General features: G+C 72.5%; 14 protein-coding genes, 1 pseudogene and 1 riboswitch. Of the genes and pseudogenes, 9 read left to right on the plus strand and 6 right to left on the minus strand.

Annotated features, from left to right (window positions below; all coding sequences use genetic code 11):
- Positions 1-87: 87 nt before the first annotated feature.
- The 3 genes and pseudogenes from ABZ840_RS32570 to ABZ840_RS32580 form a co-directional block, all read right to left on the minus strand.
- On the minus strand, positions 88-1,005 hold the full coding sequence (locus tag ABZ840_RS32570) for a pirin family protein (protein WP_361565937.1): 918 nt from the start codon (positions 1,003-1,005) through the stop codon (positions 88-90).
- A complete protein-coding gene (locus ABZ840_RS32575; RefSeq protein ID WP_361565940.1) occupies positions 1,002-1,220 on the minus strand; it encodes a hypothetical protein in 219 nt (72 codons plus the stop codon). The genes ABZ840_RS32570 and ABZ840_RS32575 overlap by 4 nt, the downstream gene beginning before the upstream one ends.
- A gap of 25 nt (positions 1,221-1,245) precedes the next feature.
- Positions 1,246-1,386: pseudogene (locus ABZ840_RS32580) on the minus strand (4-hydroxythreonine-4-phosphate dehydrogenase PdxA); the annotation flags it as partial.
- A gap of 160 nt (positions 1,387-1,546) precedes the next feature.
- Positions 1,547-1,752: riboswitch (cobalamin riboswitch) on the plus strand.
- Positions 1,753-1,781: 29 nt separating this feature from the next.
- On the opposite strand from ABZ840_RS32580, the gene ABZ840_RS32585 reads away from it, so the two are divergent.
- The 8 genes from ABZ840_RS32585 to ABZ840_RS32620 all read left to right on the plus strand — a co-directional run bounded on the left by ABZ840_RS32585 (position 1,782) and on the right by ABZ840_RS32620 (position 9,838).
- Entirely contained in the window at positions 1,782-2,486 is a 705-nt protein-coding gene (locus ABZ840_RS32585; protein ID WP_361565942.1) for an energy-coupling factor ABC transporter permease, read from the plus strand.
- Entirely contained in the window at positions 2,483-2,851 is a 369-nt protein-coding gene (locus tag ABZ840_RS32590; RefSeq protein WP_361565945.1) for an energy-coupling factor ABC transporter substrate-binding protein, read from the plus strand. The genes ABZ840_RS32585 and ABZ840_RS32590 overlap by 4 nt, the downstream gene beginning before the upstream one ends.
- A 6-nt stretch (positions 2,852-2,857) precedes the next feature.
- Positions 2,858-3,607, plus strand: a complete 750-nt coding sequence (gene cbiQ, locus ABZ840_RS32595) for a cobalt ECF transporter T component CbiQ (RefSeq protein ID WP_361565947.1) — start codon at positions 2,858-2,860, stop codon at positions 3,605-3,607.
- A complete protein-coding gene (locus tag ABZ840_RS32600; RefSeq protein WP_361565950.1) occupies positions 3,604-4,455 on the plus strand; it encodes an ATP-binding cassette domain-containing protein in 852 nt (283 codons plus the stop codon). Before cbiQ ends, ABZ840_RS32600 begins: the two co-directional genes overlap by 4 nt.
- 171 nt (positions 4,456-4,626) lie before the next feature.
- A complete protein-coding gene (locus ABZ840_RS32605; RefSeq protein WP_361565953.1) occupies positions 4,627-5,424 on the plus strand; it encodes an IclR family transcriptional regulator in 798 nt (265 codons plus the stop codon).
- 136 nt (positions 5,425-5,560) lie between these two features.
- On the plus strand, positions 5,561-7,240 hold the full coding sequence (locus tag ABZ840_RS32610) for an OPT/YSL family transporter (RefSeq protein WP_361565956.1): 1,680 nt from the start codon (positions 5,561-5,563) through the stop codon (positions 7,238-7,240).
- A gap of 105 nt (positions 7,241-7,345) precedes the next feature.
- Positions 7,346-8,410, plus strand: coding sequence for a hypothetical protein (locus ABZ840_RS32615; protein WP_361565958.1), 1,065 nt, complete (start codon positions 7,346-7,348; stop codon positions 8,408-8,410).
- A 105-nt stretch (positions 8,411-8,515) separates the two neighbouring features.
- Positions 8,516-9,838: an alpha/beta fold hydrolase gene (locus ABZ840_RS32620; protein WP_361565960.1), complete on the plus strand. Its 1,323-nt coding sequence runs from the start codon at positions 8,516-8,518 to the stop codon at positions 9,836-9,838.
- Positions 9,839-9,869: 31 nt separating this feature from the next.
- Here the strand turns inward: ABZ840_RS32620 and ABZ840_RS32625 are convergent, their stop codons facing one another.
- The 3 genes from ABZ840_RS32625 to ABZ840_RS32635 form a co-directional block, all read right to left on the minus strand.
- Positions 9,870-10,799, minus strand: a complete 930-nt coding sequence (locus ABZ840_RS32625; RefSeq protein ID WP_361565962.1) for a squalene/phytoene synthase family protein — start codon at positions 10,797-10,799, stop codon at positions 9,870-9,872.
- Positions 10,771-11,130: a hypothetical protein gene (locus ABZ840_RS32630; RefSeq protein WP_361565964.1), complete on the minus strand. Its 360-nt coding sequence runs from the start codon at positions 11,128-11,130 to the stop codon at positions 10,771-10,773. Before ABZ840_RS32630 ends, ABZ840_RS32625 begins: the two co-directional genes overlap by 29 nt.
- Positions 11,131-11,349: 219 nt before the next feature.
- Complete coding sequence (locus tag ABZ840_RS32635) at positions 11,350-11,760, minus strand: Fur family transcriptional regulator (RefSeq protein ID WP_361565967.1); 411 nt, start codon at positions 11,758-11,760, stop codon at positions 11,350-11,352.
- 360 nt (positions 11,761-12,120) lie between these two features.
- Here ABZ840_RS32635 and katG point away from each other — a divergent pair, with 360 nt between their 5' ends.
- Positions 12,121-14,349, plus strand: a complete 2,229-nt coding sequence (gene katG, locus ABZ840_RS32640) for a catalase/peroxidase HPI (RefSeq protein ID WP_361565970.1) — start codon at positions 12,121-12,123, stop codon at positions 14,347-14,349.
- The last annotated feature ends 14 nt before the right edge of the window (positions 14,350-14,363 follow it).

A 14,363-nucleotide genomic window follows, 5' to 3' on the forward strand; every position in this document is an offset into this window, starting at 1 on the left:
GAGTAGCACCCTCACCGGCTGAGCATGTCGGCCCCGGTCCGGCATCCAGCGGGGCCGGGGCCGATTGCCGTCAGGGGCGCTTTGCTGTCAGTGGCGGGGCGGGTTGGCGCGCGGGGTGAGGGTGGCGTGGGGCAGGGCCGGGGCGGGGAGGCGCTTCCCGTCGTAGCCGTCGACGGTTCCGAAACGGTCGGAGGCGCGCTCCCACTCCTCCCGCGCCCGGACGATGTCGTCGTGGCTGCGGCCGATGAAGTTCCACCACATGACGATCTCCTCCTCGAACGGGGCTCCGCCGAGCAGGACCGCGCGGGCGGCGTCGTCCGAATCGTTCACCAGCGTCAGGGTGTCGTGTCCGGTGGGGAGGTGGCCCAGTTCGGACGGGCGGAGCGGGGCGCCGGCCATGCGGATGTCCCCGCGGTCGACGAGGAGGCCGTGCTCGAAGGCCGGGTCGAGGGCGAGGGTGACCGTGGCGCGAGGTGCGAGGGTGAGCTCCGCGCCGAGCAGCGGGGTGAACGTCCGTACCGGGGAGGTGGTGCCGGCGAGCGTGCCCAGGAACACCCGGATCTCGGCCCCGCCGACGTGGACGGGTGTGGGGACGTGGTGCTGGAAGTCCCGCTCGGCGTCGCGGTGCGCATCGGGCAGCGCCACCCACAGCTGCACGCCGTGCAGGACGGTGGTGCGCGCGGTGGAGACCTCCGAGTGGCTGATCCCGTGCCCGCCCGTCATGAGATTCAGCTCGCCGGGCCGTACGAAGGCGTGGCTGCCCAGGCTGTCTCGGTGCTCGATCTCCCCGCTGAAAAGCCAGCTCACCGTCTGGAGCCCGGTGTGCGGATGCGGGGCGACATGCATGCCGCCGGACTCGCCGACGTCGTCGGGACCGTAGTGGTCGGCGAAGCACCAGGCGCCGATCGTCGTCCGGGTCCGCTGCGGCAGCGTGCGGCGTACGGTCATCGACCGGGGGCCGCCCAGCGGGACGTCACGCGGGGCGAGGACCTCGACGTTGCTCATGACGCGTCGCCTCCCTGCGACTGAAGGGCTCCGCCGCCCGGTTCTTCGAGGGGCTCCACCTGGACGACGCGGATGCCGCGGTCGGTGAAGGGGGTGACCTGGTCGCGGGGCGCCGTGCGGTGGGTGACCAGGGTCCGGCCCGCCATCGCGCCGCCGTAGGTCCGGGCGAGGCGGCCGTCGGCCGTGAGCCGGGCCTGGGATGCGGTGGGCGGCATCTGGTGTCCTTACCGGTTCGTCGGTTCAGCGGGCGGCGGCCGTCTCGGCGGCCGGCCGCAGCGCCTCGATCATGCTACCGGCCTCGGCCCTGCCGGTACCGGCGGTGTCGAAGGCGGTGCCGTGGTCCACGGAGGTGCGGATCACCGGCAGGCCGATGGCGAGGTCTGGCGGCTCCGCCATACCGGCGTACCGCGGCGTTTCCGTACAAGTCCGTGGATGACCGTGGCGCTGGTCGTCAGCAGCGTCGCCATCCTGTGCGTCGGCGTCCACGGAGTCCTGGAGACGGTGGGCGTGGTCACGGCCGGGTGCGCGGCATGGCCGTGCTTGCCAGCACCGACGGCCTGGCACTACTGTCGCCACGCCTTGGTAACGGGAAATCCGGTGTGATGCCGGTGCGGCCCTCGCCACTGTGATCGGGAAGTCCGGCTCCGGCCCTCGCGGGCAGCCACTGGGTCCTTGTGACCCGGGAAGGCGGAGCACGGGCGGTGTTACCCGTCAGCCAGGAGACCGGCCTCGGCACGTCAACCATCCACGAGGTGCTGGAGAGGGTCTGCTGAGCCATGCACATTGCCGAGGGTTTTCTGCCACCGGCGCACGCGGTCGCCTGGGGCGTCGCGTCGGCGCCGTTCGTCGTCCACGGAGTCCGGTCACTCACCCGTGAGGTCAGGGAGCACCCCGAGTCCACCCTGCTCCTCGGTGCTTCGGGCGCCTTCACGTTCGTCCTGTCCGCGCTGAAACTGCCGTCGGTGACGGGAAGTTGCTCGCATCCCACGGGTACCGGCCTCGGCGCCATCCTGTTCCGCCCGCCGATCATGGCGGTGCTCGGCACCATCACGCTGCTCTTCCAGGCGCTGCTGCTGGCGCACGGCGGCCTGACCACGCTCGGCGCCAACGCCTTCTCGATGGCGATCGTCGGGCCGTGGGCGGGGTACGGCGTCTACCGGCTGCTGCGCCGGTACGGCGTGCCGCTGATGGTCACCGTGTTCTTCGGCGCGTTCGTCGCCGACCTGTCCACCTACTGCGTCACCAGCGTGCAGCTGGCGCTGGCCTTCCCCGACCCGGGCAGCGGCTTCCTCGGCGCGCTGGGCAAGTTCGGCTCCATCTTCGCCGTCACGCAGATCCCGCTCGCCATCAGCGAGGGGCTCCTGACCGTCCTCGTGATGCGGCTTCTGGTGCAGTCCAGCAAGGGCGAACTGACCCGGCTGGGCGTGCTCCTGAGCGGCGGGCGGAAGCAGTCCGACGCGACCGCGGAGGCGGCCCGGTGAAGCGCCACACGAAGATCAACGCACTGCTGCTGCTCGCCGTGGTCGCACTCGCCGTCCTGCCGCTGGCCCTCGGCCTCGGCGACCACAAGAAGGAACCGTTCACGGGCTCCGACTCAGAGGCGGAGACCGCGATCACCAAGATCGAGCCGGACTACGAGCCGTGGTTCTCCCCGCTCTACGAACCGCCGTCCGGGGAGATCGAGTCGGCGCTGTTCGCCCTCCAGGCCGCCCTCGGTGCCGGCGTGCTCGCGTACTACTTCGGGCTGCGCCGCGGCCGCCGGCAGGGCGAGGAGCGGGCGCGGGCACGTCAGGACGACGGGCACGCGCCGGACGGCGCCGGGAAATCGACCGCCGAAGGGGCCTGAGCCCACGTGCTGCCGATCGACGCGGCGGCGCACAGCAGTCGCTGGCGCCGCCGCCACCCCGTGGACAAGGCCGTGCTCGGGCTGGGGCTCACCGTCCTGGCGATCTCCCTGCCGCCCTGGCCGGGCGCCGCGCTCGTCCTGCTGACGGCGCTCGCGGTGCTGCTCGGCCCGGCGGGCGTGCCCGGCCGCCGGCTGTGGCGCGCGTACCGGGTGCCGCTGGGCTTCTGCGTCACCGGCGCGCTGCCGCTGCTCGTACAGGTGGGCGGCGCGGACGGCTTCGTGTCGCCGGCCGAGGGCGGCGCGGTCCGGGCCGCTGAGCTGCTGCTGCGTACCTCGGCCGCCTCCCTCGGCGTGCTGCTGTTCGCCTTCACCACCCCGATGTCGGACCTGCTGCCGCGGCTGGTGCGGGCCGGGGTGCCGGCGCCCGTCGTGGACGTCGCGCTGGTCACGTACCGGATGAGCTTCCTGCTGCTCGACTCCGTACGGCGGATCCGCGAGGCGCAGGCCGCGCGGCTGGGGCACACCACGCGGGCGGCCGCCTGGCGTTCGCTCGGCGGGCTTGCCGCCACCGCCTTCGTGCGCGCCTTCGACCGGGCGGCGCGGCTCCAGACCGGGCTCGCCGGGCGCGGGTACGACGGCACGCTGCGCGTTCTGGTGCCCGAGGCGCGGATCTCCGCGCGCTTCACGGCCGCGAGCGTGGCGCTGCTGGTCGCGCTGGCCGTCCTCACCCTCGTTCTGGAAAGGCCCCTGTCATGAGCGACTCCCCCGCCCTGCTCACGCTGCGGGGCGCGTCCTTCGCGTACGAGGACGGGCCCACCGTCCTGCGCGACCTCGACTTCGACGTGCCCGAGGGGCGCGCGCTGGCCTTGCTGGGGCGCAACGGCAGCGGCAAGACGACGCTGATGCGGCTGCTCAGCGGCGGGCTCGCGCCGCGCACCGGGCAGCTGGCGGTGGGCGGGGAGCCGGTGCGGTACGACCGCAAGGGGCTGACCCGGCTGCGGACCACCGTGCAGCTGGTGGTGCAGGATCCGGACGACCAGCTGTTCGCCGCCTCGGTCGCCCAGGACGTGTCCTTCGGCCCGCTGAACCTCGGCCTGACCGACGCGGAGGTGCGGGCCCGCGTCGAGGAGGCGCTGGCCGCGCTGGACATCACCGCGCTCGCCGACCGCCCCACCCACCTGCTGTCGTACGGGCAGCGCAAGCGGACCGCGATCGCCGGCGCTGTCGCCATGCGGCCGAGAGTGCTGATCCTCGACGAGCCGACCGCCGGGCTGGACCCGGACGGCCAGGAACGGCTGCTCGTCACCCTCGACGGGCTGCGTGCGGGCGGCACCACGGTGGTGATGGCGACGCACGACGTGGACCTCGCGCTGCGCTGGTCCGACGACGCCGCGCTGCTCACCCCGCAGGGCGTGCACACCGGCCCGACCGCCGCGACGCTGGCCCGCACGGACCTCCTCCACGACGCCGGGCTGCGGCTGCCGTGGGGCGTCGCGGTGACCGGGCTGCTCCGCGCCCACGGGCTGCTGCCGGACGCGGCACCGGGCCCCCGCACCCCGGAGGAGCTGGCGGCGCGTACCCCCGCGGTGCCCGCCGACGGCTGACGCGCCCCGGGCGCACCACTGTGACAAGCGGATCCCCCTTGGCACCCCTCCACACCCCTTGACACCTCTCCTCCGCGGGCTCATAGTTCTCGCCGCTCAGCGCAACGGCGTTGCGCTGAGCGCACCGACCGGCGGCAAGAGAGCCGGTCCCGGGAAGAGAGGTGCGGACACATGGCCGATGCGGGCTCCGAGGAGACGGCTCCTCGCAGTACTCCGGCGGCGGGCGGCATTCTGCAGAGCGCCGACCGCGCTCTGGTCGCGCTGCTCACCTTCTCCGAACGGCGCCCCGAGTGGGGCGTGAGCGAGCTCGCCCGCCACCACGGCTGGGACAAGGCCGTGGCACAGCGGCTGCTCACCACCCTCATGGCCCGCGGCTTCCTCGTCTGCGACCCCGCCACCCGCCGCTACCGTCTCGGGCCCTCGGTGTCCCGGCTGGCCCGGGTCGGTGAGCACAGCGGCGTCCTGCCGTCACTGGTGCGCCCGACCCTCGCGCAGCTGCTCCGGGAGACCGGCGAGAGCGTCGTACTGAACGTCCCGAACGGCAGCGGCTACCGCTGCGCCGCCGCCGTGGACGGCACCGGCCCCATCCGCTACACCGCGATCGTGGGCGCCCTCATACCGGGCCACGCCGGGGCCTCCGGACACGCGATCTTCGCCCACTACCCCGAGGCGGAGATCCGGCAGATCTTCGGAGCCACCCCGCTCCAGCGCTTCAACGACAACACCATCACCGACTTCGACGCACTCCTGGAGTGCTACGCCGAGGTCCGCAGGACCGGCCACAGCATCAGCCACGGCCAGTACGACGAGGCCGTCGCGGCCATCGCCGCGCCCGTCTTCCAGGCCGGCACCGTTGCCGCGTCCCTGACGGTCATCGGCCCCGCCCACCGCATCACCCGCGCCACCGACCGCATCGTCGACCTGGTCGTCGCCGGCGCCGCCGAGGCCACCGCCGCCTTCGGCCCCTGACGCGGAGCCCGGCGAGCGGACCCGTACGCACGCCGTCGCCCTCGCGCTCCCCGCTCCCCCTCCCCCCCCACGCGCCCATCCGCCCACTCGCGTGCGCCGGCACGCTGCTCCGCCCTGCCCGCAAAAGGGGTGTCCCATGTCGCACCACGCCTCGGCCACGGCCGAATCCGCCCCGGACCCATCGGAGTCCCCCGGCGGCCCGGCCGCCCACCCACGGGTCCGCGAACCGCTCGTCCTCGCCGTACTCGTCGTGCTGTCCGTCGTCGGTGCCGTGATCGGCGCCGACCTCGTCGCCAAGCTCGGCATCTCCGCCAACACCTCGGTCGTCGGCGCGCTGATCGCCATGCTGATCGGCCGCGTCCCGCTGGCCGGGCTGCGCCGTATGCGCTCCGTCCACCGGCAGAACCTCGCCCAGAGCGCGATCTCCGCCGCCACCTTCGCCTCGGCCAACGCCCTGCTGACGTCCATCGCCGTGCCGTACGTCTTCGGGCGCCGGGACCTGGTCTGGCCGATGCTCGCCGGCGCGTTCATCGGGCTGCTCATCGACACGTGGGTGCTGTACCGCTCCTTCGGGTCGCGGCTGCTGCCCGCGACCGCCGCCTGGCCGCCGGGCACCGCGGCCGCCGAGACGATCAAGGCGGGCGACCGGGGCGGCAAGCGGGCGCTCGTGCTCGGCGCGGGCACGCTCGTCGGCATCGGCGGCACGCTGCTGAGCCTGCCGCTGTCCGCCGCGGGCGTCGCGTTCCTGGGCAACGTCTGGGCGCTGCTGATGTTCGGCGTGGGCCTCGGACTGCGCGAGTTCAGCCCCGCGCTGTTCCACACCGACCTGGGCGTGGGCTACGTACCGCACGGCGTCATGGTCGGCGCCGGAGTGGTGGCCCTCGGGCAGGCAGCCGTCGTGCTCGTACGCCGCCGCGGCGGGGCCGGGAAGCCCGATGCTGCCACGAGCAGTCCGGCCGCCCCCGCCGGATCAGCCGCCGATCCCACGACCGCCGTCACCGTCGACGAGTCCGGTCTGCGCCGGACGCTGCTGCGCGGCTACGCCCTCTTCGTCGCCGGTGCCGTCGTCCTCGCCGTCGTGGGCGGCCTCCTGGGCGACATGAGCCCGGCCGGACTCGTCGGCTGGGTGCTCTTCGCGGCGTTCGCCGCGCTGGTGCACGAGCTGATCGTCGGGCTGGCGGCCATGCAGTCCGGCTGGTTCCCGTCCTTCGCCGTCACCCTGATCTTCCTGGTCTTCGGGCTCCTCATCGGCATCCCGTCCGTACCGCTCGCGCTGCTCGTCGGCTATGTGTCGGCCACCGGCCCCGCCTTCGCCGACATGGGGTACGACCTCAAGGCCGGGTGGCTGCTGCGGCGGGACCACCGCCCCTGGGACCCGTACGAGCGCGAGGGCCGCCGCGAGCAGTTCCGCGCCGCCCTCATCGGCTTCGCCGCGGCCCTCGTCGTGGTCGCCGTGCTGTGGCAGTCGTACTTCCGGCAGGGCCTGGTCCCGCCCGTCGCCAAGGTCTACGCGGACACCGTCCGGCACGGACTCGGCGACCCGGGAGTGCTCCGCACGATGCTGCTGTGGGCCGTGCCCGGAGCGCTGGTCCAGCTTCTCGGCGGCACCCGCCGCCAGATGGGCGTCATGCTCGCCACCGGCCTGCTCATCCTCACTCCGCACGCCTGCTGGCTGGTGCTCGCCGCGCTGGCCGTGCGCGTCGCGTACCGGAAGCTGCGCGGACCGCGGGCCGACGAGGAGCTGAACCTCGTCGGCGCCGGCCTCATCGCGGGCAGCTCGCTCGGCGACTCCGCGCAGATCCTCAAGGCCGGCTGACGCCGGTTGCACACCACCGTCCGGACGCCCGTGCCCGCCACGGCACGCCCGCCACCGCTTCCGCCCGCCCCGCACCGACCACGACGTACGTACAAGGAGAACCTCATGGAGATGTACAGCCGCCTCGAACCGCGCGGTGAGTATCTCGCCTTCGAACTCGCCCTCGCCGCCCGCAAGCTCGTCGAGCAGGTCATGCTGGTCAAGCCGGGCGAGCACGTCGTCCTCACCGGCGACACCAGCAGCGACCGCCGGGTGGTCGACGCGACCGCGCAGGCCGTCGCCGCCGCCGGCGCCCACCCCGTCGTCGTCTGGTACGAGACCCTGCCCAGCTCCTCGATGGAGCCGCCGCGGCCGGTCGCCGGCGCGATCGCGGACGCCGACGTGTGGATCGAGTTCGCGGTCTCCTACGTCATGCACTCCGACGCCTTCCGCACCGCCATGGCGAACGGCTGCCGGTACACCAACCTCACCGCCATGGACGTGCACATGCTGGTGGCCACGGTGGGCCGCCCCGACTTCGAGGGCGTGATGAAGCTCGGCAAGGCGCTCGTGCGCCTGCTGGAACAGGCCGACGAGGTCCGCATCACCTCGGCGAACGGCACGGACCTGGTCGGCCGGAACGGCGACCGGCCGATCAACCTGCGCGGCAAGCCCGCCGAGAAGCCCGGCGAGACGGTCATGCTCTCCGGCCAGATCTCCTGGAACCCGCTGGAGGCGACCCAGGACGGCGTCCTCGTCTTCGACGGCGCGCTGTGGCCGCCGGACCAGCTCGGCCTGCTGCGCTCGCCGGTCCGCTGCACCGTCGAGAAGGGCGTCGTCACCCGGATCGAGGGCGGGCAGGAAGCGGACGTCTTCCGCCGCTGGATGGAGTCCTGGAACGACCCGAACATGTTCCGGATCGCGCACTGGTCGCTCGGCTTCAACCCGGGCGTGCCCGCGCCGACCGGCCGCATCGTCGAGGACGAGCGGGTCTTCGGCTGCGTGGAGCTGGGCATCGGCACCAAGGGCGCCTGGATCGGCGGCGAGCCGTGGGTCGCCGCCGCCCACACCGACGGCTCCGTGCTCGGCCCGTCCCTCTACCTCGACGGCGAGGCCATCGAGAAGGACGGGGTCTACGTCCACCCCGAACTGGTCGAGATCTGTCGCGAACTGGGCGTCGAGGGGTACTGAAGATCCTGCACCCGCAGGCCTCCGGGGGCGTCCGCGCCGGGCGCCCCCGGAGGCGTACGCACACGCCCTGAACTCCCCCGCCGCCGAACCCGCTGGAGCTCGCCCATGACGACCGCCGCGCCCGCCACCTACCGACACAACGGCATGGTCTGCACCGACCACACCATCGACGTACCGCTCGACCACGCGCGCCCGGACGGCCCGGCGATCAGCCTCTTCGCCCGCGAGGTCGTCGCCGCGGAACACGAACACCGTGACCTGCCCCGACTGTTGTGGCTGCAGGGCGGGCCTGGCGGCCGCGCCGAGCGGCCCCACGCGGCCGGCGCCTGGCTGCGCCGCGCCCTCAAGGACTACCGCGTGGTGCTCATGGACCAGCGCGGCACGGGCCGCTCCACCCCCGCCGACCGCCGCACCCTCGCGGTCCACCACGACGCCGGCTCAGCCGCTGAGTACCTCGCGCACTTCCGTGCCGACTCGATCGTGCGCGACGCCGAACTACTGCGCCGCATGCTGTGCGGCGACCGCCCCTGGACCGTCCTCGGCCAGAGCTTCGGCGGCTTCTGCGCGCTGACGTACCTGAGCCTCGCGCCCGAGGGACTGGAGCGGGCGCTCATCACCGGCGGCCTGCCGATGCTGACCGGCCACGCGGACGACGTGTACCGGGCCGCGTACCGGCGCACGCTCGCCCACAACGACCGCTACTTCGCCCGCTACCCCGGCGATCAGGCGCTCGCCGACGCGGTCGCCGCCCACCTCGCAGCGCACGACGTACGGATGCCGTCCGGCGAGCGTCTCAGTGTCCGCCGCTTCCAGACCATGGGCATCACCTTCGGCACGTCGTCCGGCTTCGACACCCTCCACTACCTCCTCGAATCCGCCTTCGTCGACGGCGTGAGCGGACCCGAGCTGTCCGACACCTTCCTGCGCGGCATCGACGCCGTCGTGTCCTTCGCCCCGCGCCCCCTCTACGCGGTGCTCCACGAGCCGATCTACGCACAGGGCGGCCGCCCCACCGACTGGTCGGCGCACCGGATCCGCGCGGAATTCCCGGAGTTCGACGCGGACGGCCAGGACGCGCACGGCCAGGCCCCGCACGGTCCGCTCCGGTTCACCGGCGAGATGATCTACCCCTGGCAGTTCGCGGAGGACCCCGCCCTCGTACCGCTGCGCGAGACCGCTGACCTCCTCGCCCAGCGCACCGACTGGCCGCCCCTGTACGACCTGGACCGGCTCGCCCACAACGAGGTCCCGGTCACCGCCGCCGTCTACTTCGACGACATGTTCGTCGACCGCGAGCAGTCCCTGGCCACCGCCGACCTGGTACGCGGTCTGCGCCCCTGGATCACCAACGCCCACGCCCACGACGGCGTACGGGCGGACGCCGCGGTCCTCGACCGGCTGCTGGCCATGACCGACGGCCGGCTCTGAGCATCCGCTCCGGCCGCCGGGAGGGCTCTTCCTATACCCCGCTCCGCTCGCATTCCTTCCGGGCCTGCGGGGCGGGGCGCCGGCCGTGGTGCGGGCGGCGGGCCCTGGCCAGCAGGCGCAGGCAGGTCAGCGGGTTGTCCCGGGCAGGCCGCCGGGTGACGGTGGCGCCCATGGCCACCACCGTCTCCAGCCGCTGGTGATGCAGGTCCAGGACGAACCGCATCAACGGCCCGTACTCCTCGGGGAGTTCGTCCAGCAGCCGGGACGCCTCGCGCAGGGTGTGGTGCGCCTTGCCGGCGGCGTCGGTGAGGAGCGCCCGGACGCCGGGGACGTCGCGCCCCGCGTCGAGGTCGGCGCGGGTGACGCCGTGCTGCTCCAGTGCGTCCAGGGGCAGGTAGAGGCGCCCGTCCCGCAGGTCCTCGGCCAGGTCCGTCAGGATGTCGGTGCGCTGGCCCGCGTCGGCGACCAGCCGGCAGCTCTGCGCGAACTCCGGGGTGCCGCCGCCCGGCTGCGCCAGCCCGGTGGTGATCATGAGGAACGGCCACGTCAGCCGGTCCACGTACGCCTGGTAGTCGGCCTCCGTCCTGAAGCCCGGGAAGTCCAGGTCGATGCGCGCGCCGTCCAGGTAGGACTCGATCCAGTGGCGGGGCAGATCGCGCAGGCCGGACGTGTAAAGGAACGCGCGCAGCAGCGGGTGCCGGGAGGTGCCGGAATCCAGCGCCGCCCGGATCTGCCCCGCCCACGCGTCGAAGCGCCGGGTCCGCTCCGCCACGGTGCCCCGGTCGCAGAGGTCGTCGGTGAACGACGCGAAGGCGTAACCGGCCAGCACGTGGGGCTGGAAGTGCGCGGGCGTCAGCATCCGCACCGCCGCGTACCCGGCCGGCTCCCTGCGCTGCATGAACTGCGCGACCTTCAGGTAGTCGGCGCGGGCTTCACTCCCCCACACCTCGCCCGCGTCCATACAACGTCGCCACACTCGCACGCATACCCTCCTGCACCAAGAACACCTTGAGTGACAAACAAAAGGTCGAGACTACCTGGGGTAGGTGCGAGCGGGCGGGCCGCGCCTCGCTCAGGCGGTTCCCCCGCCCGCCGCGTCGGCGGGCGGCCAGCAGCTCCGCGAGCTCATCGGCACTGCGCTGGGTGTGCGCCTCGACCTCGGCGTCGATGGCATCGCCGTCGCCTTCGAAGATCGCCTCGACCAGCTTCTCGTGGACGCGCAGCACCCGGTCGGGGTCGGCGCGCTCGCTCTCGTCGACGGAGATCACCAGGTTGACGTGCGCCTCGACCATGGGCCACATCCGGACCGAGCATGACGTTGTCCGATATCGTCCAGATCGTGCGGTGCAGCTCGATGTGGGCCTTGTGCAGCCGCTGCCCGGACTCCAGTTCTCCGGTCAGGATCGCCCGCCGCAGCTCCGCGCGCGGCGGCTGGTTCCTGAACGTCGGCGGCGTGGCGCGGGAGGGGAGCTGGAGCTTCCCGGTCTACGCCGGGGTCCACGAGCCCCCGGTCAGACACAGGACGGGCAGCGCCCCCGGTAGGTGATCTCGGCCGCGGCGACCGTGAAGCCGAAGCGCTGCTCGGGCGGCAGACCGGCGAGGGGGTCGCCGACGGGGTGGACGTCGCGGATGGTGCCGCAGCCGGAGCACACCAGGTGCTGGTGCGAGCGGTGCGCGTTGGGGTCGTACCGCTTGGCGCGGCCGTCGGTCGAGACCTCCGCGATCTCCCCCAGGGCGACCAGCTCGCCGAGGGTGTTGTAGACGGTCGAGCGGGAGATCTCGGGGAGCCGCCGCACGGCGCGGGCGTGCACCTCGTCGGCCGTGAGATGGACGTGGTCCCCGCTGAGCACCTCGGCGACGACGCGCCGCTGGGACGTCATCCGCCAGCCGCGCCCCAGCAGTCGCTCCAGCAGGTCACTCATTCGGTTCACCCCGTCGGTCTCGATGGTGCACGGTGTCCATGGACGCAGCCGTCCAGCCCGTGGACCGCACCCCACGCACGCCGACGTACTTCTACTGCGTATGAGTTTGGCCAACTTATTGACTTGGATTCTGTCCATCGTAGGATCAGTTCCGGAACCCGCCAAGGGACAGGAGACGACAAAACAGCAGAAGTCGGTTGGTCGTACGGTGCGCACCGCTCTTCGCGCGGTGGGACACCGTCGCCGTCGACCTGTCCCAGGTGATCCACGGGGCGGCGCCCTGGATGCTTCAACCCCTCTCCCGCACCACCCCAACAGCTCCACAACGTGACCCGTTGGCCCGGAAGGATCAGGATCCGCATGTCCGAGAACCACGACGCAATCGTCACCGACTCCAAAACCGAGGGTGAGGCTGGCGGTTGCCCGGTCGCGCACGCGCGCGCCCCGCACCCGACCCAGGGCGGTGGAAACCGCCAGTGGTGGCCGGAGCGGCTGAACCTGAAGATTCTTGCCAAGAACCAGCCCGTGGCCAACCCCATGGACGACGGCTTCGACTACGCCGAGGCGTTCCAGTCCCTCGACCTGGCGGCCGTGAAGCAGGACATCCAGGAGGTGCTGACCACCTCGCAGGACTGGTGGCCGGCCGACTTCGGCCACTACGGCCCGCTCATGATCCGAATGGCCTGGCACAGCGCCGGCACGTACCGGATCAGCGACGGCCGCGGCGGCGCCGGCACGGGCCAGCAGCGCTTCGCGCCCCTCAACAGCTGGCCGGACAACGGCAACCTCGACAAGGCCCGCCGCCTGCTGTGGCCCGTCAAGAAGAAGTACGGCAAGAGCATCTCCTGGGCCGACCTGCTGATCCTCACCGGCAACGTCGCCCTGGAGTCGATGGGCGCCAAGACCTTCGGCTTCGCCGGCGGCCGCGTGGACGCCTACGAGCCCGAGGACGACGTCTACTGGGGCCCGGAGACCACTTGGCTCGGCGACGAGCGCTACACGGGCGACCGTGAGCTGGAGGAGCCCCTCGGCGCGGTCCAGATGGGTCTGATCTACGTCAACCCCGAGGGCCCCAACGGCAACCCCGACCCGCTGGCCTCCGCCCGCGACATCCGCGAGACGTTCCGCCGCATGGCGATGAACGACGAGGAGACCGTCGCCCTGATCGCCGGCGGTCACACCTTCGGCAAGACCCACGGTGCGGGCCCGGCCGAGAGCGTCGGTGACGACCCGGAGGCCGCCGGCTTCGAGGAGCAGGGCCTGGGCTGGCGGAACACCTACGGCACCGGCAAGGGCGCGGACGCCATCACCTCCGGCCTGGAGGTCACCTGGACCAGCACGCCCACCAAGTGGAGCATGGGCTTCTTCGAGAACCTCTTCGGCTACGAGTGGGAGCTGACCAAGAGCCCGGCCGGCGCCCACCAGTGGAAGCCGAAGGACGGCGCGGGCGAGGGCACCATCCCGCACGCCCACGACTCCTCGAAGAAGATCGCCCCGGCGATGCTCACCGCCGACCTGGCGCTCCGCTTCGACCCGGTCTACGAGCAGATCTCCCGGCGCTACTGGGAGAACCCGGAGGAGTTCGCGGACGCCTTCGCCCGGGCCTGGTACAAGCTGACGCACCGTGACATGGGCCCGAAGTCGCTGTACCTCGGCCCGGAGGTCCCGGCGGAGACCCTGCTGTGGCAGGACCCGCTGCCGGAGCGCGAGGGCGAGGTCATCAACGCCGGTGACATCGCGGCCCTCAAGGCCAAGCTCCTCGACTCGGGCCTGACCGTCTCGCAGCTGGTCAGCACCGCGTGGGCATCGGCCTCGACGTTCCGCGGCAGCGACAAGCGCGGCGGTGCCAACGGCGCCCGCATCCGTCTCCAGCCGCAGCGCGGCTGGGAGGTCAACAACCCCGACCAGCTCGCCCTGGTGCTGCGCACCCTTGAGAGCGTCCAGCAGGAGTTCAACAGCGGCTCGGACCGGAAGGTCTCGCTGGCCGACCTGATCGTGCTCGGCGGCAGCGCGGCCGTGGAGAAGGCCGCCAAGGACGCCGGCATCGACATCGAGGTGCCCTTCGCCCCGGGCCGGGTCGACGCGACCGAGGAGCACACCGACGCGGAGTCCTTCGCGGCGCTGGAGCCGGTGGCCGACGGCTTCCGCAACTACCTGGGCAAGGACAGCCGGCTGCCGGCCGAGTTCCTGCTCGTCGACCGCGCGAACCTGCTCACGCTGAGCGCCCCGGAGATGACCGTCCTGGTCGGTGGCCTCCGCGTCCTCGGTGCGAACTACGACGGTTCCAAGACCGGTGTCCTCACCGAGACCCCGGGCACGCTGACGAACGACTTCTTCGTCAACCTGCTCGACATGGGCACCGCGTGGAGCTCGACCTCCGCCGACCAGACCGCCTTCGAGGGCCGCGACCGCGCCACCGGTGCGGTCAAGTGGACCGGCACCCGTGCCGACCTGGTCTTCGGCTCCAACTCCGAGCTGCGCGCGGTCGCCGAGGTGTACGCGAGCGACGACGCGAAGGAGAAGTTCGCCAAGGACTTCGCCGCCGCGTGGAGCAAGGTCATGGACCTGGACCGGTTCGACCTGGCCTGATCCGCTCCGGTAAT

The sequence above is a fragment of the Streptomyces sp. NPDC047117 genome (assembly GCF_040643545.1).
In the GTDB taxonomy this organism is placed as follows: Bacteria; Actinomycetota; Actinomycetes; order Streptomycetales; family Streptomycetaceae; genus Streptomyces.